24 protein-coding genes are annotated in these 25,119 nt (G+C 54.6%); 12 read left to right on the top strand and 12 right to left on the bottom strand.

The annotated features are described in order from the left end of the window. A partial coding sequence (locus HED22_RS19220; protein WP_167725328.1) for an NAD-dependent epimerase/dehydratase family protein occupies nt 1-637 on the bottom strand: 637 nt, incomplete at its 3' end. An 84-nt stretch (nt 638-721) separates the two neighbouring features. After that, the gene (locus HED22_RS19215; RefSeq protein WP_167725326.1) at nt 722-1,336 is read right to left on the bottom strand and encodes a LysE family translocator; all 615 of its coding nucleotides are present in this window, start codon (nt 1,334-1,336) and stop codon (nt 722-724) included. 160 nt (nt 1,337-1,496) lie between these two features. Between HED22_RS19215 and HED22_RS19210 the strand changes: the two genes are divergently transcribed. Then, nucleotides 1,497-2,351 (top strand): LysR family transcriptional regulator, encoded by an 855-nt coding sequence (locus HED22_RS19210; RefSeq protein ID WP_167725324.1) that lies wholly within the window; start codon nt 1,497-1,499, stop codon nt 2,349-2,351. Between the two features lie 66 nt (nt 2,352-2,417). Here the strand turns inward: HED22_RS19210 and HED22_RS19205 are convergent, their stop codons facing one another. Next, nucleotides 2,418-2,882, bottom strand: a complete 465-nt coding sequence (locus HED22_RS19205; RefSeq protein WP_167725322.1) for a RidA family protein — start codon at nt 2,880-2,882, stop codon at nt 2,418-2,420. A gap of 298 nt (nt 2,883-3,180) precedes the next feature. Between HED22_RS19205 and HED22_RS19200 the strand changes: the two genes are divergently transcribed. The 3 genes from HED22_RS19200 (at nt 3,181) to HED22_RS19190 (ending at nt 6,560) form a co-directional block, all read left to right on the top strand. Further along, on the top strand, nt 3,181-4,092 hold the full coding sequence (locus HED22_RS19200; protein WP_167725320.1) for a DMT family transporter: 912 nt from the start codon (nt 3,181-3,183) through the stop codon (nt 4,090-4,092). An 89-nt stretch (nt 4,093-4,181) separates the two neighbouring features. Continuing rightward, nucleotides 4,182-5,876, top strand: a complete 1,695-nt coding sequence (locus HED22_RS19195; protein WP_167725318.1) for a phosphoethanolamine transferase — start codon at nt 4,182-4,184, stop codon at nt 5,874-5,876. Nucleotides 5,877-5,939: 63 nt separating this feature from the next. Further along, a complete protein-coding gene (locus HED22_RS19190) occupies nt 5,940-6,560 on the top strand; it encodes a TetR/AcrR family transcriptional regulator (protein WP_167725316.1) in 621 nt (206 codons plus the stop codon). A 31-nt stretch (nt 6,561-6,591) separates the two neighbouring features. Here HED22_RS19190 and HED22_RS19185 read toward each other — a convergent pair whose 3' ends face one another. Then, nucleotides 6,592-7,014, bottom strand: a complete 423-nt coding sequence (locus HED22_RS19185; protein WP_167725314.1) for a secondary thiamine-phosphate synthase enzyme YjbQ — start codon at nt 7,012-7,014, stop codon at nt 6,592-6,594. 46 nt (nt 7,015-7,060) lie between these two features. Next, entirely contained in the window at nt 7,061-7,888 is an 828-nt protein-coding gene (locus tag HED22_RS19180) for a class III extradiol ring-cleavage dioxygenase (protein ID WP_167725312.1), read from the bottom strand. Between the two features lie 303 nt (nt 7,889-8,191). Between HED22_RS19180 and HED22_RS19175 the strand changes: the two genes are divergently transcribed. Beyond that, nucleotides 8,192-9,247, top strand: a complete 1,056-nt coding sequence (locus HED22_RS19175; RefSeq protein WP_167725310.1) for a helix-turn-helix domain-containing protein — start codon at nt 8,192-8,194, stop codon at nt 9,245-9,247. 77 nt (nt 9,248-9,324) lie between these two features. Here the strand turns inward: HED22_RS19175 and HED22_RS19170 are convergent, their stop codons facing one another. From HED22_RS19170 to HED22_RS19155, 4 genes are all read right to left on the bottom strand, one after another. Next, nucleotides 9,325-9,534 (bottom strand): DUF3185 family protein, encoded by a 210-nt coding sequence (locus tag HED22_RS19170; protein WP_167725308.1) that lies wholly within the window; start codon nt 9,532-9,534, stop codon nt 9,325-9,327. Nucleotides 9,535-9,670: 136 nt separating this feature from the next. Beyond that, nucleotides 9,671-11,341, bottom strand: a complete 1,671-nt coding sequence (locus HED22_RS19165; RefSeq protein WP_167725306.1) for an autotransporter outer membrane beta-barrel domain-containing protein — start codon at nt 11,339-11,341, stop codon at nt 9,671-9,673. 678 nt (nt 11,342-12,019) lie between these two features. After that, a complete protein-coding gene (locus tag HED22_RS19160; protein ID WP_167725304.1) occupies nt 12,020-12,589 on the bottom strand; it encodes an isochorismatase family protein in 570 nt (189 codons plus the stop codon). Nucleotides 12,590-12,684: 95 nt separating this feature from the next. Then, entirely contained in the window at nt 12,685-16,389 is a 3,705-nt protein-coding gene (locus HED22_RS19155; protein ID WP_167725303.1) for a vitamin B12-dependent ribonucleotide reductase, read from the bottom strand. A 928-nt stretch (nt 16,390-17,317) separates the two neighbouring features. Here HED22_RS19155 and HED22_RS19150 point away from each other — a divergent pair. The 4 genes from HED22_RS19150 to HED22_RS19135 all read left to right on the top strand — a co-directional run bounded on the left by HED22_RS19150 (nt 17,318) and on the right by HED22_RS19135 (nt 19,140). Next, nucleotides 17,318-17,680: an NADH:ubiquinone oxidoreductase subunit NDUFA12 gene (locus HED22_RS19150; RefSeq protein ID WP_167725301.1), complete on the top strand. Its 363-nt coding sequence runs from the start codon at nt 17,318-17,320 to the stop codon at nt 17,678-17,680. A gap of 190 nt (nt 17,681-17,870) precedes the next feature. After that, complete coding sequence (gene mlaD, locus HED22_RS19145; RefSeq protein ID WP_167725299.1) at nt 17,871-18,323, top strand: outer membrane lipid asymmetry maintenance protein MlaD; 453 nt, start codon at nt 17,871-17,873, stop codon at nt 18,321-18,323. Between the two features lie 116 nt (nt 18,324-18,439). Beyond that, a complete protein-coding gene (locus HED22_RS19140) occupies nt 18,440-18,682 on the top strand; it encodes a hypothetical protein (protein ID WP_167725297.1) in 243 nt (80 codons plus the stop codon). Nucleotides 18,683-18,690: 8 nt separating this feature from the next. Continuing rightward, nucleotides 18,691-19,140, top strand: a complete 450-nt coding sequence (locus tag HED22_RS19135; protein ID WP_167725295.1) for a DUF2155 domain-containing protein — start codon at nt 18,691-18,693, stop codon at nt 19,138-19,140. 11 nt (nt 19,141-19,151) lie between these two features. Here HED22_RS19135 and HED22_RS19130 read toward each other — a convergent pair whose 3' ends face one another. Beyond that, the gene (locus HED22_RS19130) at nt 19,152-19,364 is read right to left on the bottom strand and encodes a hypothetical protein (RefSeq protein WP_167725293.1); all 213 of its coding nucleotides are present in this window, start codon (nt 19,362-19,364) and stop codon (nt 19,152-19,154) included. 76 nt (nt 19,365-19,440) lie between these two features. Between HED22_RS19130 and HED22_RS19125 the strand changes: the two genes are divergently transcribed. The 3 genes from HED22_RS19125 (at nt 19,441) to HED22_RS19115 (ending at nt 21,275) form a co-directional block, all read left to right on the top strand. After that, entirely contained in the window at nt 19,441-20,034 is a 594-nt protein-coding gene (locus tag HED22_RS19125; protein WP_167725291.1) for a YceI family protein, read from the top strand. Between the two features lie 94 nt (nt 20,035-20,128). Then, nucleotides 20,129-20,695: a cytochrome b gene (locus HED22_RS19120; RefSeq protein WP_167725289.1), complete on the top strand. Its 567-nt coding sequence runs from the start codon at nt 20,129-20,131 to the stop codon at nt 20,693-20,695. Between the two features lies 1 nt (nt 20,696). After that, nucleotides 20,697-21,275, top strand: a complete 579-nt coding sequence (locus tag HED22_RS19115) for a YceI family protein (RefSeq protein WP_175581327.1) — start codon at nt 20,697-20,699, stop codon at nt 21,273-21,275. Nucleotides 21,276-21,371: 96 nt separating this feature from the next. On the opposite strand, the gene HED22_RS19110 is transcribed toward HED22_RS19115, so the two are convergent. Both HED22_RS19110 and HED22_RS19105 read right to left on the bottom strand, forming a co-directional pair. Next, the gene (locus HED22_RS19110) at nt 21,372-23,072 is read right to left on the bottom strand and encodes a methyl-accepting chemotaxis protein (RefSeq protein WP_167725287.1); all 1,701 of its coding nucleotides are present in this window, start codon (nt 23,070-23,072) and stop codon (nt 21,372-21,374) included. A 255-nt stretch (nt 23,073-23,327) separates the two neighbouring features. Beyond that, complete coding sequence (locus HED22_RS19105; protein WP_167725285.1) at nt 23,328-25,028, bottom strand: methyl-accepting chemotaxis protein; 1,701 nt, start codon at nt 25,026-25,028, stop codon at nt 23,328-23,330. Nucleotides 25,029-25,119 lie beyond the last annotated feature (91 nt).

Below are 25,119 nucleotides of genomic sequence, written 5' to 3'. Positions count from 1 at the left end.
CATCTGTGAGTGCACGGCCATAAAGATCGGCCAGATCATCGGTGTGGACCATGGGTTGATCAATATGGTCGCCGCCAACAATGGTAATCATCTTGCTGCTTTGGGCGGATGTGATGGCGCGCTCAAACAGGCCGGTATGCCCATGGCGGCCGGTGGCATAGACACATCCCGGATGAATGATGATGCCGTGCAGTTTTTCATCGGCAAGAATGCGGTTTAGCCCGGCAATCATCCAGTCAAATTCCGGCAAAGAGGCAAAGGGCAGTGTTTCGTCGCCGATCTGTCCCGGTTCGGTTTGCGGATAGCTCCAGACGCCGCCGGTATAGAGGAAGCGCACCGTTCCAGACATGCGATGAAGGGCCGGGATCAAGTGATCAAGCAGATTGGCGTCAATACGGGGCATCTGATCGGAAAAATCGCAGGCCGTGTGAATGACGGCATCAACATCCGGCAGGCCGTTTACCCACGCGGTCGGGTTGGTGATATCGCCCCGGATCGGGGTTGCACCAAGACGGAGGAGCATTTCGTGGCTGGCGCGTGATCGGGCAAGGGCGAAAACATCGTGTTGACGCGTGATCAGATTTTCAACAATGGCCGAGCCGATCAACCCGGTGCCACCTGTGACAAAGACGCGCATTCTAATTACCTCATACGGATGTGATGCGATCCTTGTCCGACCTTAACCATGGTTGAGGTCAAGGGGGTTTGGCGTGCGTCGCGTTTAAAGCCACATCGGAATGATGGAGGCGATCAAAAGTGCACCCAGCGTCACATTGACCGTGCGCCATTGCCAATCCGATGTCAGTAACAGCGACAGGCTTAGTCCCAATGCGCACCAAAGCGCCATCGACAAAAAGCCGGAAAAGGCAAAGGCGCTGCCAAGAATAACCGCCAGTTCAGTCGGGTTCTGGGTGATGGCAGAAAAGGATGCCGCCGCCCCGATGGTGACAGCCCAGCCCTTGGGATTAAGCCACAACAGACCAAAGGCACCAAGAAACGGGATGGGTTGGCCTTGTTCTGTGCCATCGGTTTCAAGCTTTTGCGCAGAGGGTGGTGGCGGGGCCATGGCGATTTTAAAGGCCAGCCACACCAGATAGCTGGTGCCGATCAGCTTGGTGATGAGTTCAATGGACGGAAACGCGCGCACAAGATTCGCCAGCCCCAGCGCACCGGCAACGGAGAGTGTGAGCATGCCGATTGAAATGCCCATGATAAATGGCACGGAGCGGCGAAAGCCGAACTGTGCGCCCGACGCAGTGGCAAGGGTTGTCGCCCCGCCCGGCGACAGGGCCGCGGCCAGGGTAAAGGACAAAACGGGCAGCAGGGTTTCGGGCATTCTATCTTCCAGCGGTGGCGGATGGCGGGTGGCGCGGGGCATGTGAGGCAGGGGATATCAGAAAACAATTCTTTGCATCAGGAAAGCGAATGTTCATTATGGATGGTATTACGTTTGTTAATGCTGTTGTTGATGTCGCGGCTGGATCGGCGGGGAGACCATGCGAAATCTTGATGTGGCGCTGTTGCGTGCCTTTGTGACGGTGGCGGAAACCGGCAGCATGACCGGTGCGGCAGAGGTGCTTAACCTTACGCAAGGGGCGGTGAGCCAGCAGATCAAGCGGCTTGAAACCGCATTGGAGCGCGCCTTGTTTGACCGCACGCGCAAAGGGTTGCACCTGACCGAGGATGGAGAGAAATTGCTGCGCAAGGCGCAGAGGATGCTGCTGCTGAATGACGAGATATGGCAGGACATGAGCGCGGATGGCTATGTCGGCAAGTTGACCGTCGGTATTCCGTATGACCTTGTCGGTACTTTCATGCGCACGCCGCTTCGGAAATTTTGCGACCATTATCCGGGCATCGAGCTTTCGCTGCGGTGCCACAGTTCATCGGAACTGCGGGCCATGGTGAATGGTGGCGAGATTGATATTGCGCTCGTCGAGGAACCGGTTGGTCAGATTGCCGGTGATTGCCTGGCGGTCGCACCACTGGTGTGGGTCGGGGCAAAATCGGGCAAGGCGCAGACAAAACGTCCTTTGCCGGTGTCACTGGTCAGCCGCGAATGTGCATTTCGTCCGGCAGTGATTGATGGGCTTGATCAGGCGGGCATTGCATGGCGCAGCGTGTTTGAAAGCGGCAATATCGAAGCAACTGCAGCGACCGTGCGATCAGATTTGTCAGTTACCGCCTTTTTGGTCGGAACAATCCCCGATGATCTTGAGGCGCTTCGTGGTGATCATGGCCTGCCGGAATTGCCGAAATTTGCCATTAGCCTGATGGAAAAGGCCGGGGCCCATAACGACGTGCGCGATGTCTTTGCCCAGATGGTGCGCACGCATTTTCATCAGATGTAATGGCCCAAAAGAAAACACCGACCAGCGGTGCTGATCGGTGCATGATTTCAAACGCCGAAACGGCGATCAGGCAATTTCAAAGATGCCATCAATTTCAACGGCAACACCGAGCGGCAGGGCAGCAACGCCAACAGCCGAACGGGCATGTTTGCCAGCATCGCCAAAGATTTCGACCATGGTGTCCGACGCGCCATTGACGACTTTTGGCTGATCGGTGAAATCCGGTGCGGAATTGACAAAGGCGTTCAGTTTGACAACGCGGGTGACCTTATCAAGATCACCGATGGCGGCCTTGAGCTGTGCGACAAGGTTAAGTGCGCACAGGCGGGCGGCCTTCTGACCGGTTTCGACGTCATAGTCGGCACCGAGTTTGCCGACAAATTTCAACTCGCCATTTTCCATGGTGATCTGACCGGAAATATGCACCAGCTTGCCCGAGATGACATAGGGCACATAGTTCGCAACCGGGGCGGTCGCGGTTGGCAGAGTGATGCCGAGATCGGCAAGATGCGCGTCGATTTTACCAGCCATGATGATCCATCCTTTTGCTTGGCAGATGTTCAAATTTGACCCCAACTTATCGGGGTTGGCGGGCAAACAAAACAGTTTCTTTGTGTCGATGCAATTGACCGAAACATGCACCTCAGGACGCGGGCAGGCAAGGGGCAGAGGACCATTTGAGAATTGTTGAAAAAATCGAATTGCCATAAGGGGAAAGGCCCGCGACAATGTCTTTATGTGCAGCACGGGTTTAGGGTCCTGACCCTGGAACGCGCTGCTTTGTTTTTGGGACACTCAGTCGGCGTAAGCCGGACAAAGGTTGAAACAGATGGCGTTAATGGACCGGTTTGACAAAGTGCATGGTGGATGGATCGCCCTGTTGGGGGTTGTGATCCTGTCGCCCGATGCGCTTTTGCTGCGTCTGATTGAGGCCGATGATTTTACAACCGCGTTCTGGCGGCTGGGCTTTTTGGCGTTGGCACTTTTGCTGGTGGCACTTTGGAACGGGGCCAAGAAGGGCAAGGGCATCGTGCAATCGATCCGGCCCAGCGGCTTTGAAATGCTGACCGGGCTGTTTTACGGCGGGACCTGCACGCTTTTCATGTTTTCGGTGCGCAATACCGATGCGGCCAATACCTTGATCATTATCGCTGCGACACCGCTTCTGGCCGGGTTGATTGGCGTTTTCATCTTCAAACGCGCGCAACCGATGCGGACATGGGTTGCCTCTGTCGTGGTGTTTGTCGCGTTGCTGAGCCTGTTTAGTGCCGGGTTTGGCGGGGCGAATGCGCTGGGGGATATGCTTGCGCTCGGCGCTGCGATCTGTATGGCAGGTTATTTCAATCTGTTGGGTGTGAAGCCCGAGATTGATGCGATCAAGGGCATGCTGTTTGGATCCTTTATCGTGACGCTTGTGCTGCTGCCGATGGCAGCGCCGTTATCGCCAATTGGCATGGACTGGGTCTGGCTTTTGGCGATGGGCTTCTGGGTTTTGCCGGTATCGTTTTTGATGATTTCCTATGCCTCGCGCAAAATTCCGGCCGCCGAGGTCAGCCTGATCATGCTCAATGAAGCGATATTCGGGTCGTTTCTGGTGTGGCTGTTTGTCAGCGAAGTGCCCGACGACATGACGCTGATCAGCGGGACGGTGGTGATCACCACGCTTGTCCTTCACAGCCTGCTGGGCCTGCGGGCGAGTAAACGGGCCCGGGCCGATGCAAAGGCACGCGCAGCCGCCTGAGGTTTTCGACATCATCTAAGTGATTTCAGTTTGCTGTCAGGTAAGCACGCTATGGGTGGGGCAATGATCCATTGCCCAAGGATACCCGGATGCGTCGACTTCGTTCCTTCTTACGCCTTTCCCCGATTGACTATCGCTATGCGCTTTTGGCGCTGGCGGTGTATTTTGCGCTGGTTCTGAACTGGAAAGTGCTGAGCCACTTTTATGGCATTCTGGGGGGCCTAAGCGATTATGACGCGGGCTTTGCGATCAGTGCGCCGTTTGTTTTGATCTGCGCATCGCTGATCGTGTTTACGCCGTTTTCGTGGCGTTATCTGTTCAAGCCATTCTTTGTTTTCCTGATCCTGACCGGCGCGCTGGCGCATTATGCGATGTTGAAATACGGCATCGTGTTTGACCGCGGCATGATAGAAAATGTCGTCGAGACCAATCAGAGCGAGGCGCTTTCATATTTCAATCTTCAGGCGGCGTTGTGGTTTGTGGTGACCGGGATTGTTCCGGCTTTGCTTCTGATCCTTGTGCCGCTGCGCTTTCCAAAAACCGTCTTTCGCGGCATCGGGCAGCGGGTTGTTCTGATGGTTGTGCCGCTTTTGGTGCTTGGCGGGATCGGATCGCTTTACTTCAAGGATTACGCATCCGTCGGGCGTAACAACAAGGTTCTGGGCAAGGAGCTTGTGCCGTCCAATTACATCACCGGGACGATCCAGCTTGTGAAACGGCGCTATCTTTATTCCGATATGCCATTTCAGGCCATCGGGCAGGATGCGCGCACGGTTGAAATGGCGACGCAGGACAAGCCGACATTGATGTTTCTTGTGATCGGGGAAACTGCGCGCGCGCAAAGCGTTGCTGCCAATGGATATGCGCGCCCGACATCGCCGTTTACCAGTCAGATTGACGGCATGCTGGCCTTTCAGGATGTGTCATCGTGCGGGACAGCAACCGCGGTTTCAGTGCCGTGCATGTTTTCGCCGATGGATCATGCGGGCTATGACGGCGAGGTCGCGCGGCACAGTGAAAGCCTGATGGATGTGATTGATCATGCCGGCATCGATGTTTTGTGGAAGGAAAATGACGAGGGCTGCAAGGGCGTGTGTGACCGCGTGCGCCATATCAATATCGAGCCCAAGGATTTCCCCGAGGATTGCGTACTTGGCACCTGCTTTGATGAAGTGATGTTGCGCGGCCTTGATGAAGAGGTGACATCAGACGCACCGCATGACCGCCTGATTGCCTTTCACATCATGGGCAGTCACGGGCCGACCTATTATAAACGCTATCCCGACGCACACCGGGCGTTTGCCCCCGATTGCCCGCGCAGTGATATTGAAAATTGCAGCGCGCAGGAGCTGATCAATACCTATGACAATACCATTCGCTATACCGACTATGTGGTCGCCCAGTTGACCGAACGCCTGCAATCGTATCAGGACGATTACAATGTGGTTCTGCTGTACGTTTCGGATCACGGTGAGTCGCTGGGTGAGGCGGGTTTGTACCTGCATGGGGCGCCTTACATGCTGGCCCCATCTGAGCAAACCAGGGTGCCGATGATGGTCTGGATGTCAGATGGTTATGCGGAGGCCAACCGGATCGAGACCAGCTGCCTTGCCACGCAGGCACAAACGGGCAGCTTTTCACACGATAATCTGTTTTCGACCGTGCTGGGTGCGATGCATGTTTCGACAGGACTTTATCGACCGGCAACGGACATTTTCGCCCGGTGCCGGGGCACGATGATGCAGGCGGCACTCGAACAGTCTGTGAATGTTGCCCCGAATTGACACTCCCGTTCTGATGATTTAAATGAGTGCGCTCAGTGAGTGAACTCATTTAAGGGGATGTCGATGACTGTTCGCGCTGCGCAGCGGGAAGAAACCCGCCAGAAAATCCTTGATGCCGCACGCGCATGTTTTTGCGCCAGGGCGTTTGATGATGTGCCGACACGTCAGATTGCACAAAAGGCCGGTGTCGCAGAAGGAACGATATTCAATCACTTCCCGACAAAGGAAGAATTGCTGATTTGCTGCGTTGGGCAGCAGATGGCAGAGGCGATTGAAAAGGGCCTGTACACGATGGACCCGGAATGGTGCTTTGTGGACAAGATGATGCATGTCGCGTCCTACCGCTTTACCCAGGTCGGGCTTAATCCCGGCTTGTGGCAGGTGATCATGCAGCAGATTGTCTTTTCACCGAGAAAGGGTGCAGTGCATGCGATCATGGAAAGCAGCGGGCTGATTGCAGCCGTTCAGTCCCTGATCGAGGAAGCGCAGCTTTCGGGTGAACTCAACCCCGATTTGCCGCCGGTTCTGATACAGAAAACCCTGATGGCGCTGTTTTTATTCACCATTCACGAGCATTTCAGCACGCAGAATTTTGACTGCGAGGATATGTGCGGGACATTGCGTGAATTGCTTGAAGTACAGGTCAAGGGGCTTTGGGCGTCCGAGCCAGTTCTGGCGGCATAGGGACAAGCCCGTGCATGGCAATTTATCTGGCCTATTCGCCGATCAGGTGCAAGGTGACCTTGCGATGATGCGGGGCATGGCGGTGTTCGAACAAATAGATCCCCTGCCACGTGCCAAGGACCGCCCGGCCATCAGACACCGGAATGGTCAATGAGACATCGGTCAGGGCTGATTTGATATGGGCGGGCATGTCGTCCGGGCCTTCGCAGGTGTGGCGATAAAGGCTGGGATTTTCCTGCACCAGTTGGCCAAAGAAGGTCTCAAGATCAAGGCGGACATCCGGATCGGCATTTTCCTGAATGGTCAGGCTGGCCGAGGTGTGGCGGACAAAGATGGTCAGCTGTCCGCGTTCAAGACCGGTCTGTGCCACCCATGACTGGATCGGTTCGGTGACTTCATAAAGTCCCTGACCGCTGGTGGTGATTTCAAGGGTGATCTGGTCTTGCGAAAGCATGATATCCGTCCGGCTTTGGGCCGGACGGGATCAGGTGATCAATCCATCAGGCCGCTGATTTGACTTCGTCCTGATCGTAGAAGCGAAGGGCGGTCATGGCAAGGTTGCCGAACTCGTAGCTGTTATGCAGCAGCTTGGGAGAAAACCGTTCAGACGCAGCACCAAGGGCAACATAAAGCGGCATCAGGTGGTCATCTTCGGGATGGGCCATTTTTGCGGCTGGCGCGGTATCGCGATAATTCAGCAGGGCATCAATATCGCCCGCTTCGATCTTTGCGAGCATCCAGTCGGTGAATTCGACTGCCCAGGGATCAATCGGGCCTTCGTTGCGATCGAGTGCGCGCAGATTGTGGGTCATGGCGCCACTGGCGATGACAAGGATGCCTTTTTCGCCAAGTTTGCGCAGTTTCTTGCCGAGTTCAAAATGCTCTTTCGGGCCGCCATGGCCGAGCATGGAAAGCTGGAAAACCGGAATGTCGGCATTGGGGCGGGCGAGATACATCGGCATCCAAGCCCCGTGGTCAAGCCCACGCGCGGCGTCGGTTTCAAGACCGATTTCCTCGGCGATTTCACGTGCCAGATCCGGCGCACCTTTGACATCATAGTGCAGATCGTAAAGCGGTTGCGGGAAGCCATAGAAGTCGTGAATGGTTTCCTGTTTTGCGGCGGTCGAGATCGTCGGATTTGCGGTCTGCCAATGGGCCGAAACCATCACAATGGCGCGCACACCATCGGTGATTTTCGAAAGTTCATCGACAAAGAAGTGGAAGGCCGGTGTGCTTTGACGCGCAACCAGCATCGGAGACCCGTGGGAAATGAAGATCGGCGCAAGATTGTGTGCAGTGCTGCCGGTGTTTGAAACTGTCTCGGTCATGGTGAAACCTCATCGGTCAATCATTTGTAACGACTATGCGCTTCGTTGCAGAGGTTGAACAGTAAGGTTTTGGCAACAGTCTGTTGCCAATCGTCGCTTTTGTTCATTGTGGGTAAACATTGAGTGCGGGCGTAGAGCATAGGGAACCTGCGGGTTTTGGGGCGAAAACGCGCCTGAAACCGGTCCTGATCGCGGCACAGCCGTCAGGTCAGTTGGCGGCGGGGCGGGATAAACGTTCTTGAAAACAAAAGCAAAGCACAGCAGTCTGATATTACGATTTATCCTTCATTTGGCTGTCAAGGTATGACGCATCAATCAGATCGCAAGAGCGCAATTCTTGAAAGATCTCGCTTCTCGCTTCGTGGACTTCCGAGCGCACAGCAATTCGAGATCTGGAAAGAAAGTATCAACTGCATTTACAGTGTCGACGCGGACCGCAAGACCCGTCAGGACGGCTTTGTCGCGAACCTTGATTCATGGCGACATCGCGACCTGATGATGGTCGAGGCGCAAAGCTGTTCACAGAGCTTTTCCCGCACCTCGCAAATGATCGCGGCCGATGGCATGGATCATTACAACGTGCAGCTTTATACCGATGGCGGGGTGAAATCCGACAGGGGTGTGGGCGGTGATATTCTTAAGCGCGGTGGTTTGTTGCTGCTTGATCTGGCGCAGCCGACCGAGGCGCAGGCCAGTGATCAGTTCAGTTCATTGCATCTGTTCTTGCCCAGACATCTGGTCGAGGAACATCTGAGCAATCCGGAAGACCATAATCTGCGGTTTTTGTCGGAAAGGGATCCGTTGGTGAAGATGCTGTTTCAGCAGATTTTGTCGATGCATCGCTATATCGATCAGCTTGATGACGCACAGATCACTGTTTTGCAAAAATCCATCGTCATGATACTTGCAACCTGCCTGAACGCGGCGGAGGGCAACACCCCCGGCACACAGGCATTGCGTCGGGATATCGAAAAATCTGTGCGTGTCCGGCGCTATTTCCGTGAAAACCTGTTGTCGCCGGAACTGACGGCTGAAACGGCGGCCGATGACCTGGGCATGTCGCGATCAGCGCTGTATCGGCTGTTTCAGAAACATGGCGGGGTTAAGCAGTATCTGCGCGATATGCGGCTTCGTCATGCGTTGACATTGCTTGGCGATCGTTCAGGACACAGCCGGTCGATTTATGACATTGCGCTTGAATGCGGCTATGAAACCGATGCCGGATTTATCCGGGCCTTCCGGGCGAAATACGAGGTCACACCGGGTGATGTGCGTGCGGGTGCTTCACCGAATTTAGGCAAGGTTGATGAAGGGGAACTCGACAAGCGTTATGAGCATTGGCTGCATACGCTGTCTTAGGCAAGGGGTTGGACGTGCGTGGCAGAATGTCGCCACTGCCCACGGACCTGCGTCGGTGGACAGTGGCGCAAATATGCTTAACGTTTGCCGCCCGTTACCAGCAACAACAGACCGCCGAGTGAGGCGGCGATACCACCAATCAGATACCAGACCGTTTCGTCGGTATAGCGGCCAAGGAAGGTTTCCGAAAGCTGATCGACGGCACTTTCCGATGCATTAAAGCCCGTCACCAGAAGGCCAATGCCGACCACAAGGGCGACAACACCCAGAATACGGCCAAAGGACATGATGTTTGCTCCTGTCGTTATCTGTTTTGACTGGCGCCGCCCTGACTGAGGGGGCATGGCAGGCGCCAATATATTGAACAGAAACGATAACGCGCGATTCTTCGAGGTGTTCCCGGCAGGTTTGATCTTGGCGCGATCAGAAAGGCAATGACAGGGTGATTTCAACTACGCTGGTATCGCGGTTGTCGTGGCCGTCGTCATCGTTATGGGCGAGCGTCATCCTGTGGCTAAGCGCAAGCTCGCTGGTCAGGCGTCCTGCATCAAAACCAAAGCCGGTTCGGATGCGCTGATTGCCATATTCATTGAGGTTGCTGGTGAAGAACGGGGTGATGATCCCCATTTGCTGCCCGTCCGGGGCGTTCAGGGCAAAGCCATAGGTGACGGTGCCGCCAATAGTGTATTCGGTGTAATCCGCGCGCCCGGCAAGATAGTTGCCTTCAAGGGCGGCATTAAGCCCGGTCATGGCATCAGACAAACGCACACCGCCGCCGAGATTAAAGGCGGTTTTGTCATTGTTGATTTCATCGGTGAAATCATGGGTCAGGCCGGTTTCGAGGAATGGCGTGACTGTCAGGCTTCGGGTTGGCGTGAAATCATAGGCGGCCTCGATGGCCGGTTTTATTTGACGGGTGTTGGAACGGCTCGCCCCATTGGCTGTGCCGTTGCTTTCGCTATAGGCATCGACAGTTTTGCTGGCAGCGAGGACCGCGACCGACGGGGTCAGGGACAGCGGCATGGTGTCAACCGGGCGAACCCGATAGGACGTGGTCAGCGCGGCATACCACATGTCAGAGGTCGTACTGCCCGATACCGTGCTATTAGCGCGGGTGACATCAATATCGCCCATGCCGTAGCCTGCTTCGCCGGAGATGGTGAGGTTATGGACCGGGCGGTAAATGACATAAGGCGATGCCGTCCAGCCGGTTTCGCGGTAGCTGCCATTGTTAAACGACGTCGTCAGGTCTGTATCGTTATAGCCAAGCGACAGACCGGCAATCAGCGCATCGTCAAAACGGTAATCCAGACCGAGATTATATCCCCAGACATCACCTTCATAGCGACTGTCATTGGCGCCGCTGATATAGTCGTTATCGACCGAGGTAAAGGAGCCATGGCCCCAAGCTGTAAACGGTGTGGTAGTGGCAAAGGCCGAACGGCCATCGACACCGGCGGCACCGCCAACATCGCCCTGGTCCGTCGGGCCAAGGCCCAGCATCTGCATGCCTTGACCGCTAGAGCTGTCAAAGCTTCCCATCATCGCCATGCGGCGCAGCGCATTCTTGCCATCGGTTATGCTGTTTCGGGGGACGTCAGCGCGGTGACCGACCAGACTGGCATTCTCGACCTCGTCGGTATCTGATTCGCCAGCATCCGAATTGCCGGTTGCGGCATTTCCGGTACCGGTGCCCCCAGCACCCGCACCACCGGTCACGGACGAGATGCGTGATCCGATATTCTGTTGGATAACAGTGGTTTGTGACCTTGAAACAGCATTGATAACGGCGGACGAGGTGCTGGCGGAGGATGACGCGGCCGGTTCTGCTTTGAGAGAGCAGGCACCTGTCATGTTGTAGGTCGCGCCGACGCCTTGAAAGCGAAGGACGCCGTTTGTGGTGTCGGCCGGAATCTTGAAAGACAGGGTGATGGTGTCGCCATTGTCAGAGCTACCGGTCGTGATCGTCTGCGAATTGGCAGCGTTGTTATTGTCCGTATAGGTAAAGGTATAGTTGATTGTCGAAGCGGGGGCCGCATGTGTGAAGGTAACTTTGGCGACCTCGTTCGCACTAAAGGCGCTGGAGATCTGCAAGCCATCCGAGGTTCCTGAGAAAATGTTTAACTGGTTGCAGCCAGCGCTAAGTGCGAATGCACCGTCGGCAAAGGGCAGCGACAGCCCCGTCAGCGCCAGCGCATAAAGCGCCTTTTTAAGCAGAGACTTACAAGCGGCGAGGCGAAAACGAGCTACACGTTTCAGGTCGTGCCAAGCGCGTATGTCAACAATGGGTCCAACATTACCACTGTTTCCATTGCTGCTGCTGCCGGGGTTGTTTTTTGCAAAAGATTTCACTGAGAAGGCTGATATCGCGCGTGCCCGCAAAGTATCCAGCACGACAGGTCGCTGTGACAGCGATACTTTCGGTTTGCTCATGTATGTCCCTTTGGACCCTTTTTGCCCTGTTGCGCCGTTTTTTATCGGTGGCCTTTAACAACAGGGAGGTGGCTGCTTAGGCAAATTTATAAAGTATAAAATCGACCTAAGCGCAAGATATCATTACCTTGCTAAAAATCTGTTGCATGAATTGAGTGTCATCGCCGACACCCGACAGCATGCAGCTGAACGTAAGTTCACCGGCACGTCGATTGGTATCAAGGGCAAACCCTCAGGACCGGGCAGATGAATGTCGTTTTCTGCGCAATGTGGATACTCGTTGCGCAATGTGGATATTGGGCGTTGTCTGAGGCTTAAGCTGGTCAGGGTAAATGTCGTTTATGACAATGCGTTGATCACATCTCGACTGCGAGTCAGTGCACAATATTCTGAAGCAAGAACAGCGGCATAAAGATCAAACACGTCTTGAGCCGGGAATGTTTTGCCATTGGCATCGGTGACATCAATTGCGGTGGTGGCGTCCAGCACCAGCCAGTTTTCAAAACCAAGGCAATGGGCCATGCGGATGGTGACATCCATGGAGTTGTGGATGACCACACCAGTGAAGATCAGGCGTTTGATGCCGCGCTCATGCAGGTGTTTTTCAAGTGATGTGCCGACAAAGGCGCAGTTTTGCTGTTTGGCGATCACGGTTTCGCCGTCCAACGGCAGGGCTTCGTCCTTGAACGGTAGTCCCGGGCCATCGACATAAAAGCTTGAGGCCGGGTTGGCTTCCTCGTGGCGGACATGGATGACAGGCAGGTTGGCCGCGCGAAATTCCGCCAGCAGCGTGGCGATGACATCGGCGTAGTTTGGATTGTTTTTGCTGTTCCAGCGCGGATCGTCGATGGCCTTTTGCACATCAAGGACGATGAGGGCGGTGTCATTTCCAAGCGTGGACAGGGACATAACGCATTCCTTTTTTCAAAATCCCAAAACAAAACCGGCCGGGGAAGCCCCGGCCGGTTTGCTGATCAGATCAGGTGTTCGGAAGGGGAGACCCCTTAGGAACAACCAGTGGTCGCACCACAAGAGTCACATTTCAGGCAGGTGCCGTTACGCACCAGGGTGAAGTTACCGCAATCCGGGCAACCGTCACCTTCATAGCCTTTCATTCGCGCTTCGCGGATCTTGTCCATCTTGTCATCGGTTTTGGCGATGACTTCTTCGCTGGTGGACAGGATTGCGGCGGCCTCGGTCGTGGTGGTCTTGGTCACCGTGGTGGTGCTTGCCGTTTCCGGGGTGTGGCTGTGGCCATCGGTGCCGGTCGATTTGACTTCGACAACGCGGTCCTCGGCCGGGACGCCGCCATCAACCACATAGAGGTTGCGACGTACGAAGCCCGAAGATGCCACCTTGCGGATGGTTTCGATCGCCTGATCGCCAGCTTTCTCGGCAGCTTCGCCAAGATCACCTTCGGCGACACCTTCGCCAACCGCATCCGGAAGGATGTCAGACGGCTGAACGTGGGCAAGGTCGTTACGGCCAAGGTAGGAGATCGCCAGTTCACGGAACATGTAATCAAGGATGGAGGTTGCCATCTTGATCGCATCGTTACCCGAAACCATGCCGGACGGCTCGAAGCGGGTGAAGGTGAAGGCTTCGACATACTCTTCGAGCGGCACGCCATACTGCAGGCCGATGGACACCGCGATTGCGAAGTTGTTCATCAGCGAGCGGAATGCAGCGCCTTCCTTGTGCATGTCGATGAAGATTTCACCAAGCTTGCCGTCTTCGTATTCGCCGGTACGCAGATAAACCTTGTGACCGCCAACGGTGGCCTTCTGGGTGTAACCTTTGCGGCGACCCGGAAGGGAACGACGGTCACCACGGACAACGCGTTCGATGATTTTCTCGACGATCTGCTCGGACGCCTGGGCTGCCTTGGCAGCGGTCGGCTGATCTGCGTAATCGTCTTCTTCAACCAGTGCGGAGTTGAGCGGCTGGCTGAGTTTCGAACCATCGCGATAAAGCGCGTTGGCTTTGAGGCCCAGGCGCCAGGACAGCATGTAAGCGTCTTTACAATCCTGGATATTCGCGCTGCTCGGCATGTTGATGGTTTTGGAAATCGCACCCGAGATGAACGGCTGTGCTGCAGCCATCATGCGGATGTGGCTTTCTGCCGAGAGGTAACGCTTGCCGATACGGCCGCACGGGTTTGCACAATCAAAGACCGGCAGGTCTTCGTCGCGCAGATGCGGGGCACCTTCAAGGGTCATCGAACCGCAAACATAGGTGTTGGCTGCTTCGATCTGCTTCTTGTCAAAACCAAGGGCGGCGAGCATGTCAAAGTCCATGCTGTTGATCGCCTTGGCATCCAGACCAAGCTGGTTGACGCAGAAATCATCGCCGAAGGTGTATTTGTTGAAGACGAATTTGACATCAAATGCGTTCTTCAGTGCGCCTTCAACCTTGGCAATCGCATCGTCGTCAAAGCCCTTGGCTTTCAGCTCATCATGGGTGATGGACGGCGAGCCTTTGAGCGTACCGTGACCAACCGCGTATTTTTCAATATCGCGGATCTGGTTTTCGGTATAGCCGAGCGTTGCCAGTGCAACCGGAACGGTGCGGTTGATGATTTTGAAGTAACCGCCGCCAGCAAGCTTTTTGAACTTCACGAGTGCGAAGTCCGGCTCGATGCCGGTGGTGTCGCAATCCATGACCAGGCCAATCGTGCCGGTCGGCGCAATAACGGTGGTCTGGGCGTTGCGATAGCCGTGCTTTTCGCCAAGCTCGACCGCCTTGTCCCAGGCCGCACGCGCGGCAACCGGAAGATCGGCATAGGGGCTGTCAGCAGCAACCAGCGGAACCGGGTTGATCGACAGGCCTTCGTAGCCTTCCTGTTCGCCGTAAGCAGCACGGCGATGGTTGCGCATGACACGCAGCATTTCTTTGGCGTTGTCAGCGTAACCCGGGAATGCACCCTGTTCGCTGGCCATTTCCGCAGAGGTCGCATAGGACACGCCACACATAATCGCGGTCAGGGACGCGCCAATCGCACGGCCTTCGTCGCTGTCATAGGAGATACCCATGCTCATCAGCAGACCGCCGATGTTGGCATAGCCAAGACCAAGGGTACGGTAACGATAAGACAGTTCGGCAATACGATCAGACGGGAACTGTGCCATCAGAACCGAGATTTCCAGAACCACAGTCCACAGACGGACAGCATGTTCATACGCCTCGATATCAACGCCACCATCATCAGAACGGAAGTTCATCAGGTTGAGCGATGCAAGGTTACATGCGGTGTCATCAAGGAACATGTATTCCGAGCACGGGTTGGACGCATTGATGCGACCCGAGTTCGGGCAGGTGTGCCATTCGTTGATGGTGGTGTCGTACTGGATGCCCGGATCAGCGCAGGCCCAGGCAGCTTCGCCGACCTTGTCCCACAGATCACGTGCCGAGATCGACTTGGCAACTTTGCCGTCGGTACGACGGATCAGTTCCCAGTCACCGTTATCAAGAACAGCCTGCAGGAAGTCGTTGGAGACACGTACGGAGTTGTTCGAGTTCTGACCCGAAACGGTCAGGTATGCCTCGGAGTCCCAATCGGTGTCATAGGTCTTGAAGCTGATTTCGGTGAAGCCCTGACGTGCGAACTCGATAATCTTGTTGATGTATGAGTCCGGGATCATCACAGCGCGGGCGCCCAGAACAGCTTCTTTGAGCTGCGGGTTGGCGCGCGGCAGGAAGCGGTCTTCGGATTCTGCGTCGCCATCCCAGTTGGTGCAGGCGGCCAGAACTGCCGTCAGGTGCTTTTCAGCAAGTTTGGAGCCGGCGACAAGGGCAGCAACTTTCTGCTCTTCGACGACTTTCCAGTCGATGTATTCTTCGATGTCCGGGTGATCGATATCGACCACAACCATTTTGGCAGCACGACGGGTGGTGCCACCCGATTTGATTGCGCCAGCAGCACGGTCACCAATTTTCAGGAAGCTCATCAGGCCGGAAGAACGACCGCCGCCCGAGAGGCTTTCACCGCCACCACGCACGTTGGAGAAGTTCGAACCGGTACCGGAACCGAATTTGAACAGGCGGGCTTCACGTGACCACAGGTCCATGATGCCGCCTTCGTTGACGAGATCATCGGCAACAGACTGAATGAAGCAGGCATGCGGCTGCGGATGCTCGTACGAGCTTGCCGATTTGGTCAGTTCGCCGGTTTTGAAGTCAACATAGGAGTGACCCTGTGCCGGGCCATCAATGCCGTATGCCCAGTGCAGACCAGTGTTGAACCACTGCGGAGAGTTTGGCGCACCCATCTGGTGAGAGAGCTGATAGCGCATTTCATCAAAGAAAGCCTGCGCATCGGATTCGGCGTCAAAATAGCCACCTTTCCAGCCCCAATAGGTCCAGGTGCCTGCCAGACGGTCAAAGACCTGAGTCGAGCTGGTTTCGCTGGTGTAGCGTTTTTCGGACGGCATTTTGTTGAGCTTGGCGGTGTCAGCAGTCTGACGCCACAACCAGCTCGGCACGTCTTTTTCTTTAACGGGCTTGAGCGCAACCGGAACGCCTGCCTTGCGGAAGTATTTCTGAGCCAGAACGTCACTTGCTACCTGTGACCAGGAGCCGGGAACGTCGATATCGTTCATTTCAAAAACGACAGAGCCGTCCGGGTTTTTGATGACACAAGATGACTTGCGAAATTCGATGTCGGCGTACGGGCTGACGCCTTCCTGAGTGAACTTTCTGGTGATCCGCATGGTCTGCTCCGGTTGTGATCAGACGTGACAGGGCGCTTACGGGTGATGCGCCAACATCGCCTGACTCTATATAGTTTGCTCAATGCTCTTGCGCTGCCCCCGATGCCGATATTTTCCGGCATTTCCAGAGCGTCGCAATTATGGGTAGTCGGTGGTGTGGTCCCCCCTTGGAACCAGCCGGTCCGTGGGGAGGACTATAACGGCAAAATTTCGCCTCAGTCCACTAATCTTTGTGGTTGACAGTAATTTTTACCACAACATCTAGTGGGTCGATTGCCGTCTTGCTGATTCGATGCTGGTGGGATTCTCGTTAACAATCTCTGAATCGGTCCGGGAGGCCCGGAAAACTGCGCTTTGTGTCGCAGTGTGATTGTGTGTCGGTCCTAAGACTCGGACTACATGTTGTGTGGGAACGAGACAGACCCCCACAACGCAGGATCAAGCTAACGCGGATTTCATTCCATTTCCAGTGCGAAGCTGAAAACAGCACGTTTCGTTGTTGTTCCTAGCATAGAGACCAATGATAACAGTTTGATATTTATGTTAAAATGTTCTTTTTCAGACGAGCGCAAATGCAGGGATAGCAACGATCCCGGCCTACTACATGTATGGGGCTGTTTGTGGATAAGCAGGTGGACAAAGCCCCCAGATGTAGATGGATCAATGAGTCGTCGCCCCACAAGCAGTTGTGGGTTGTTTTAAGACGTAAAAAGTCGCCTTTAATACGTATTGATTTCCCATTCAGCGAAACAGCACCGTTTTTGCCGATCTGTTTGGCATTCGCGGGCCTTGAAACATTGACTTTCCCCGAACATCACGACATATAAGTCACTTGATTAACGGGGTGTATCACCTTGGCACCCTGCGATGCCTGTTGCCGCCTTCCCGAAACTCGGGCGGACAAACCAGATCTGGAGAGAGACCCAACATGGCCACCGTCGGCACCCGTATTTATACTGCGCTGTTTGGCAAGCGCGTTGGCGAAGACCGTTTCGGCAATACCTATTACACCGAAAAGACTCCGGCCAAAGGTCGTCGCACCAAGCGTTGGGTTGTTTACAAAGGTGTCGTCGAAGGGTCGAAAGTTCCGGCTGAATGGCATGCCTGGCTGCATTACACCGTTGATGCGCCGCTGTCTGACAAGGCCGAAGACCGTTATGACTGGCAAAAAGATCATCTGCCTAACTTGACCGGTACCAAGCACGCCTATCGTCCGAAAGGCCACGAATATAGCGGCGGCAAGCGTGCACCGGCGACCGGTGATTATCAGGCTTGGTCGCCGGAAGGCTGATCATCCAAAAGAATTCCGATTTCAAGCGGGCGCGGGGCAACTCGCGCCCGTTTTGTTTCGGAACTGCTTGCTGTTTGGCAATGGCCTGTTTTGAGCGGCCATCGTTTGGGTGGTTGTTTTTCGACGCAGGGCAATACAATATAAGTCTCAACAATATACGTCTCAAAGAGATACAGAACGGATAAGGTCTATGAGCAACAGACTGATTGAAACCATTGCCGGTGCTGCTGTGATCGCGGTTGCGGTCGGATTTGCGGCCTATTCTTATTCACGCGCCGGGATCAACACGGTGGACGGCTATGAAATCATGGCCAGTTTCAACCGTATTGACGGTCTTGTTGTTGGTAATGACGTCCGTGTTTCGGGGGTTACTGTTGGAACGGTGACCGCGCAGGAGCTTGATCCCGATAACTATATGGCGGTTGTTAAGATGTCGTTGCGCTCTGATCTTGCGCTGCCGCTTGATAGCTCTGCCAAGATTGCGTCTGACGGATTGCTTGGTGGCAAGTTTGTCGCACTTGAGCCGGGCGGAGACATTGACATGATCGAAGCCGGTGGCGAAATCGAATACACGCAAGGGTCGGTCAATCTCGAAGATCTGATTGGTCAGGTTATCTATTCTTCGACCAACAGCGATAATTGATCCGGTTTAACCGGCCATGATTTTGCCGGGTTTGCATCGCAGGGTCTGGTGCAGATGATGTTAGGGCAGGGCAAGAAGAACAGAACCCTGTCTTTGATAGAATGTCGGAGCGGTTGATGAAAAAGACCGAAAATGTTGATCACTTTCCCACCTGGCAGGCCAGCGATGGTTCGCCGCTATCGTGCGTAGAAAAGATCAAGGTTCTCAATGACAATTTCGGTGAACTGCGCGAGATCATGCAGGACGCACTGGAAGACGCGCTTTTGATGGGCTGTGATGAAGAACAGTTCCGTAATGTGATGCGCGATCTGGTGGCCGAGCTGCACAATCCTTATGACAAAAGCGATAAACAGGACTGAAGACCACAATGAAACGATCCTTTGCGATTGCCGCAATTTGTTCGACATGTGCAATGATCGGAACAGCGTCTTCGGCGCTTGATTATCGCCCGGCCCCGATTGCCCAGCTTCAGGGGCTTGATAAAATCACCGCGCGTATTTCGACATTCGAGGTGCCGGTTGGCCGTACGGCCAGTTTTGGCACACTCGAAATCCGGGTCGATGCCTGTTACCGCACACCGCCGGAAGAACGGCCTGAAAGCGCAACCTTCCTTGATATTGCCGACATCCGCGATGATGGCAATGGTACGCGCACACAGCTGTTTTCCGGCTGGATGTTTGCTTCAAGCCCCGGTTTATCCGCACTTGAACACCCGGTCTATGATGTGTGGCTTAAGGAATGTCTTGATCCTGCCGGAACTGAGACCGATGGGGGTGAAGCCGCACCGCAAGGTCAGGCCGCCCCGGAACAGCCATAGGAAGATCATCATCAATTTGGCAACAAGCCGGCCATGAATGCGGGCAGATTTTTTGTTGGGTAAGGCATCTGGTTTGTCTTGATGCCGCAGAAATCCTGTTGATCGGCTGACACCTGGATCGCGATGATTGGTCGCAAATTGTCAAGAATATGGCAAATATTTTTCTGATTGTTTCCAAAAACGAAAATATATGTTGCGGTTTCACCGGCTTGAGAGCGCCCCACAGCCCTGTCATCCTCAATTCACGATTTAATGCGGTGCAGCAGATGTCTGCGCCTTGTGAACATGAGGGAAATGAAAATGTTTAAGTCGATCAAAAAAGCCGGTGTTGCACTGGCAGTTGTTGCAGGTCTGTCGGGTGCGGCGTTCTCGGCCCAGGCTGCGGATACCTACAAACTCGATCCGACCCACACCAGTGTGATCTTCATCGTCAACCATCTTGGTTTCTCGGACTATCAGGGTCGTTTTGGCGGTACGACGGGTGAGCTGACCCTTGATCGTGAAAATCCGTCTGCATCCTCGGCGACCATCACGATTGATCTCAATCAGATCGATAGTGGCGTTGAAGCCCTTGATAACCACATGAAAACCGCCGATTTCTTCAATGTTGAAGCCTTCCCGACCGCGACCTTTACCAGCACCGACATCGAGTTGATCGGCGACAATGCGGCAAAAGTCACCGGTGATCTGAGCTTCCTTGGTGAAACCAAGCCGCTGGTTCTTGACGTGACCCTGACCGGTGAAGGTGATCATCCGATGACCGGCGATGCGACTGTCGGTTTCTCGGCAACCGGTACCGTGACCCGTTCTGACTATGGCATGGACTACCTCGTTGGTGGTGTCGGCGACGAAGTCGAACTTCAGATTTCTTCGGAATTCCTGAAGAAGAAGTAATTCGGCGAACCTGAATTCTGGCTGTGCGCTGTGACCATTGTGTTGCAGCGCACATGCCATTTCAGCCCCAGACAGGCAGCGAGGCGAGCCCGTTATGAAATTGCGCAGCACGAAACAGATTTTTGGCACCGTAACCAAGAGCTTCCACTGGGTGATGGCGCTTCTTGTGGTCAGCGTGTTTTCCATTGGCTGGTATATGGATCTCCTGCCGTTGGGGATGGAAAAGCTTGAATGGATATCACGCCACAAATCACTGGGGGTGACGGTGCTCGCACTGGTGACCCTGCGCGTGGTCTGGCGCCTGAGTGAACCAACACCAGAAGAACTTGGCAAATGGCGGATTGAACGACTGGCGGCAAAGGCCGGGCATCTGGGATTGTATCTGTTGATGTTTGCCATGCCGTTGACCGGCTGGACCATGTCATCGGCGGCGAATTTTCCGGTCAGTGTCTTTGGCCTGTTTACCCTGCCAGATCTTGTCGCGCCCAGTCAGGAGCTGTTCGATACATTGCGCACCGTGCACTGGTTGCTGTCATGGGCAGTTGCCGGACTGGTCAGTGTGCATGTTCTGGCAGCTTTAAAACATCATTTCTGGGACCGGGATGCGACGTTACGCCGTATGTTGCCCGGCAAATATTCCGGCAAAATCAAGGATAGCTGATATGTTTCTGATCAATCGCAAAATGCTTTCAAGCCTGACTGTGGTTGCGACCCTTGCCGGTTTTTCCGGTGTGGCCACGGCAGCAGATAGTTGGGTGGTTAATGCCGATGAAAGCGAGATCGAATTCACTGGCACCCAACTTGGTGCAGAGTTTGAAGGTGAATTTGAATCGTTTAACGCCACCATCGTATTTTCACCCGATGATCTGGCGGGGTCCTCGGTCGAGGTTCTGATTGATATCGCTTCTGCCAATACGCAGAACGCCGATCGTGACAGCCAGATCGTGTCACCGGACTGGTTTAATGTTGCGCAGTGGCCAACGGCAAAGTTCGCCACCAAGTCATTTAGCCAAATTGCGCCGGGCAAGTATGAAGCGGTTGCCGACCTGACCATTCGGGATGTGACCCGCGAAGTGATCTTGCCGTTCGATCTTGAGATCGAAGGCAACAAGGCCGAAGCCGAGGGCACAGTGACGATCAACCGCACCGACTTTGGCGTCGGGCAGGGCCAGTGGTCCGATACATCCCAGGTTGGTGACCCGGTAAACATCAAAATCGAGATTGAAGCCACGCGTCCATAAAGCGACACCGGTTTGAATATCCGAAAGAAAAGCCGCCCCGGAGATGATCCGGGGCGGCTTTATTTGCGCGTGTCCTATTATTTTTGTGTTGCCTGCCTAGCTTGCGGCACTTTTACGCAGGTCGTCGAGGAAGGCTTCGACAGCATCGTCAAGCGCGACGGCTTCGGAGACCAATTTCTCTGCAGTGCTGGCCAGCTGGTTGGTGCCCGATGACACTTTGCCGGCATTGTCATTGACGGTTTCAATGCGGACCGATACTTCGCGTGTGCCATCGGCTGCCTGTTGCACACTGCGCGAGATTTCACCGATGGCGGCATGCTGTTCTTCGACCGCTGCCGCAATCGCGGTTGAGCTGTCTGCGACCTGGGCGATGGTTTCGGAAATCCGGCGGATGGCATCAACCGCTTCGGTGGTTTCGTTCTGAACAGCCAGGATCTGCTGGTTGATTTCCTCGGTCGCTTTGGCGGTCTGGTTGGCGAGGTTTTTGACCTCGCTTGCGACCACGGCAAAGCCTTTGCCGGCATCGCCGGCACGGGCGGCTTCGATCGTGGCGTTGAGCGCCAGCAGGTTGGTCTGTTCAGCAATGTCGCCGATCAGGCTTGCGACATCGCCGATGCGCTGAGCGGCTTCGGACAGACCGGTGACCGTTTCATTGGTGCGCGTGGCTTCGTCATTTGCACGGTTGGCAATGTTGGCCGAGTTTGCGATTTGCTGTGCGATTTCATCAGAGGAGGCAGAGAGTTCCTCTGTCGCAGCCGAAACCGTTTGAACGTTACTTGATGTCTGGGTGGTTGCGGTTGAAACAGCGCCAGCCAGTTCGCTGTTCATATTGGTTGCATCACGCATTTCATCGGTGGCCGATTGCATATCCTTGATGGAAGCCGAGATTGAGTTGATCAGACCCTTGACCTTCTTATCAAGGGAGTCTGCCATTTCCATCAGGGCTTTACGCTGATTTTCTTCGGCCTGTTCTTCCAGCGCACGCTGGTTTTCCTGAAGCTTGACGTTTTCGCGCGCCTGTTCACGGAAAGAAACCACGGTGCGCGCCATATCACCAACTTCATCGCGGCGTTCCTGACCTTCGATGCTGCCTTCAAGATCACCGGTCGAGATGATCCGCATACGTGCAGCAAGGGTTTTGAGGCCGCCGGTGATGTCGCGGCCAATGGCCAGCCCGACAAGGGTCATGATCAACAGAATGACTGCACCAATAATGATGACGAAGGTTGCCTGTTCGCGGAAGGCGGCGTCGACATCATCAATATAGATGCCGGTGCCAATGATCGATCCCCAGGGGAGGGGCTCTGCAAAGGAGAGTTTTTCGAAGGTCAGGCTTTCATCCTCACCGGGCTTGGGCCAGTGATAGGACGAGAAACCACCACCAGGTTTGTTGCCTGCGGCAATCAGCTGACGGATGAAATAATTGCCCTGCGAGTCCTTGGCATCATTGAGGCTTTTACCCACGAGTGCGGGATTGGCACCATGCATCTCGGTCATGCCATCGGTCGCGAAGACAAAGAAATAACCGATATTGCCATCATATTTGCCAGCGCCTGCAATCTCGTAGAACTGACTGATGGCGTCCTCCTGACTGAGGATGCCGGCATCAACCTTGTCCTGATAGGATTTTGCGATTGACGTGATGTAGTTGGTGGTGGACTGGATCTTGTCCTTGCGATCTTCAAGAAGTGCATCGCGAAGTGTCGAGAGCTGCAGCCCGCCGATCACGATAACACCAAGTAACGCGATCACGGACAAGGCGATGATTTTGTAGCCAATCTTCAGGTTGCCAAGCATGTTTTTCCTCCGCCAGAAGCGACGTTTATTCAAAATATACGAATATAATGGTTCGCCTATCAGTTTAGTGCAAGTAGAATTAGCCCAAAGTATAGGTGTGGTGAGTTCTAATTTGAAAATGGGTTCGCTGCGTCCTGGTTGCAAGTTGCTATGCGTTGCATACGCTGGGCTCGCGGCCGGTGTTGTCTGACGCGAACAAAAAAAGGCTGGAGCATTATGCCCCAGCCTTTCGGATGGTTTCGCTGAATATGCAACCTAATCGGTTGCACGTTTGCGTAGATCTGCAAGGAATTGTTCAACCGCTTCATCAAGCGATTGTGCTTCTTCAACCAGTTTTTCTGCCGAATGGGCAAGCTGACTGGTGCCGGACGAGACGCGACCGGCATTTTCGTTGACCGTCTCGATGCGCTGGGAGACTTCGCTGGTGCCGTCAGCGGCTTGCTGAACGTTCCGCGAAATTTCGCCAATGGCGGCATGTTGTTCTTCAACCGCAGCCGCAATCGCGGTCGAGCTATCGGCGACCTGGGCGATGGTTTCGGAAATCAGACGGATCGCCTCAACCGCTTCGCCGGTTTCATTCTGAACCGAGAGGATCTGCTGGTTGATTTCCTCGGTCGCCTTGGCGGTCTGGTTGGCAAGGTTTTTGACCTCGCTTGCGACAACAGCAAAGCCTTTGCCTGCATCACCGGCACGTGCGGCCTCGATGGTGGCGTTGAGGGCAAGCAGGTTGGTCTGTTCGGCAATATCACCGATCAGTTTGGCAACATCACCAATCTTCTGTGCGGCATCAGCCAGCCCGGTTACGGTCTCGTTGGTGCGGGTGGCCTGTTCATTGGCCTGATTGGCGACCTCTGCCGACTGCGAGATCTGATGCGCGATCTCGTCACTCGAAGCTGTCAGCTCTTCTGTTGCCGAAGACACCGTTTGAACGTTGGTGGATGTCTGGGTCGTTGCCGAGGCGACAGCCGCAGAGAGCTGGCTGTTGGTGTTGCTGGCTTCTTCCATGTTCGAAGTTGCCTGCTTCATCTCGGTGATGGAGCCCGAAATCGCGCGGATCAGACCTTTGACACGTTCTTCCAGGCTATCAGCCATGTCGGTGATGTCCTGACGGCGTTGTTCGTCTGCCTCAGCTTCCAGTTTTTGCTGGCGATCCTGCAATTCACGGTTTTCGACGGCCTGCTGACGGAAGGAAACGACGGTTCGTGCCATGTCGCCAACTTCGTCACCACGTTCCTGACCTTCGATTTCGCCTTCAAGGTTACCATTGGCGATTTCGCTCATGCGGGCGGAGAGTTTATTCAGGCCACCTGTAATGTTACGTCCGATCGCCAGTGCGAAGGCAATCATCAGGGCAACAACGATTGCGATGATCACCATCACAAAGACGGCCTGTTCCCAGAACGCTTTATCAACATCATCAATATAGATACCGGTGCCAATTGCATCGCCCCAGGGGAGCATGGCGGAATAGGAAAGTTTCTCGAACAGTTTGTCCTCGGGCTCACCGGGTTTTGGCCAGTAATAAGAGAAGAAACCGCCTTCGGGGTTTTGAGCCGCGGCGAGAAGATCCTGCACAATAAAGTTGCCGGTCGGGTCTTTGACCTGACTCATGTCCGTGCCGTTAAGTGACGGTTTGGCGCCGTGCAACTTGTTGATGCCGTTTTCATCATAGGCAAAGAAATAGCCGGTGCCTTCGTCAAACCTTGCCGCTGTGCTCCAGCGGTAAAAATCGGCCGTGGCTTCTTCCTGGGTGAGTTCGCCGCTGCTTACGCGGTCTTGATAGGACTGGGCGGCGGTTACCAGCATTGAAACAGTTGCCTGAATTTTGTCTTTGCGGTCTTCAAGCAACCCGCTGCGCAAAGTTTGAAGTTCAAGAGCTGCAATCGCCAGCAAGGCGATCAAGGACAGCAGCGACAAACTGGCGACTTTCTGACCAATTCTTATGTTCTGAAGCATGATCGGTTCCCGTTTTCTTGCTATTCGTGGCGCCAGGGCGCGCGAAGTTATTCTCAGATATGTTCTTTAGTATAGTTTAAAACTATATAAT

The sequence above is a fragment of the Thalassospira sp. HF15 genome (assembly GCF_011806525.1).
Taxonomy (GTDB): Bacteria; Pseudomonadota; Alphaproteobacteria; order Rhodospirillales; family Thalassospiraceae; genus Thalassospira.
This window is presented reverse-complemented; position numbering and strand designations above follow the sequence as displayed.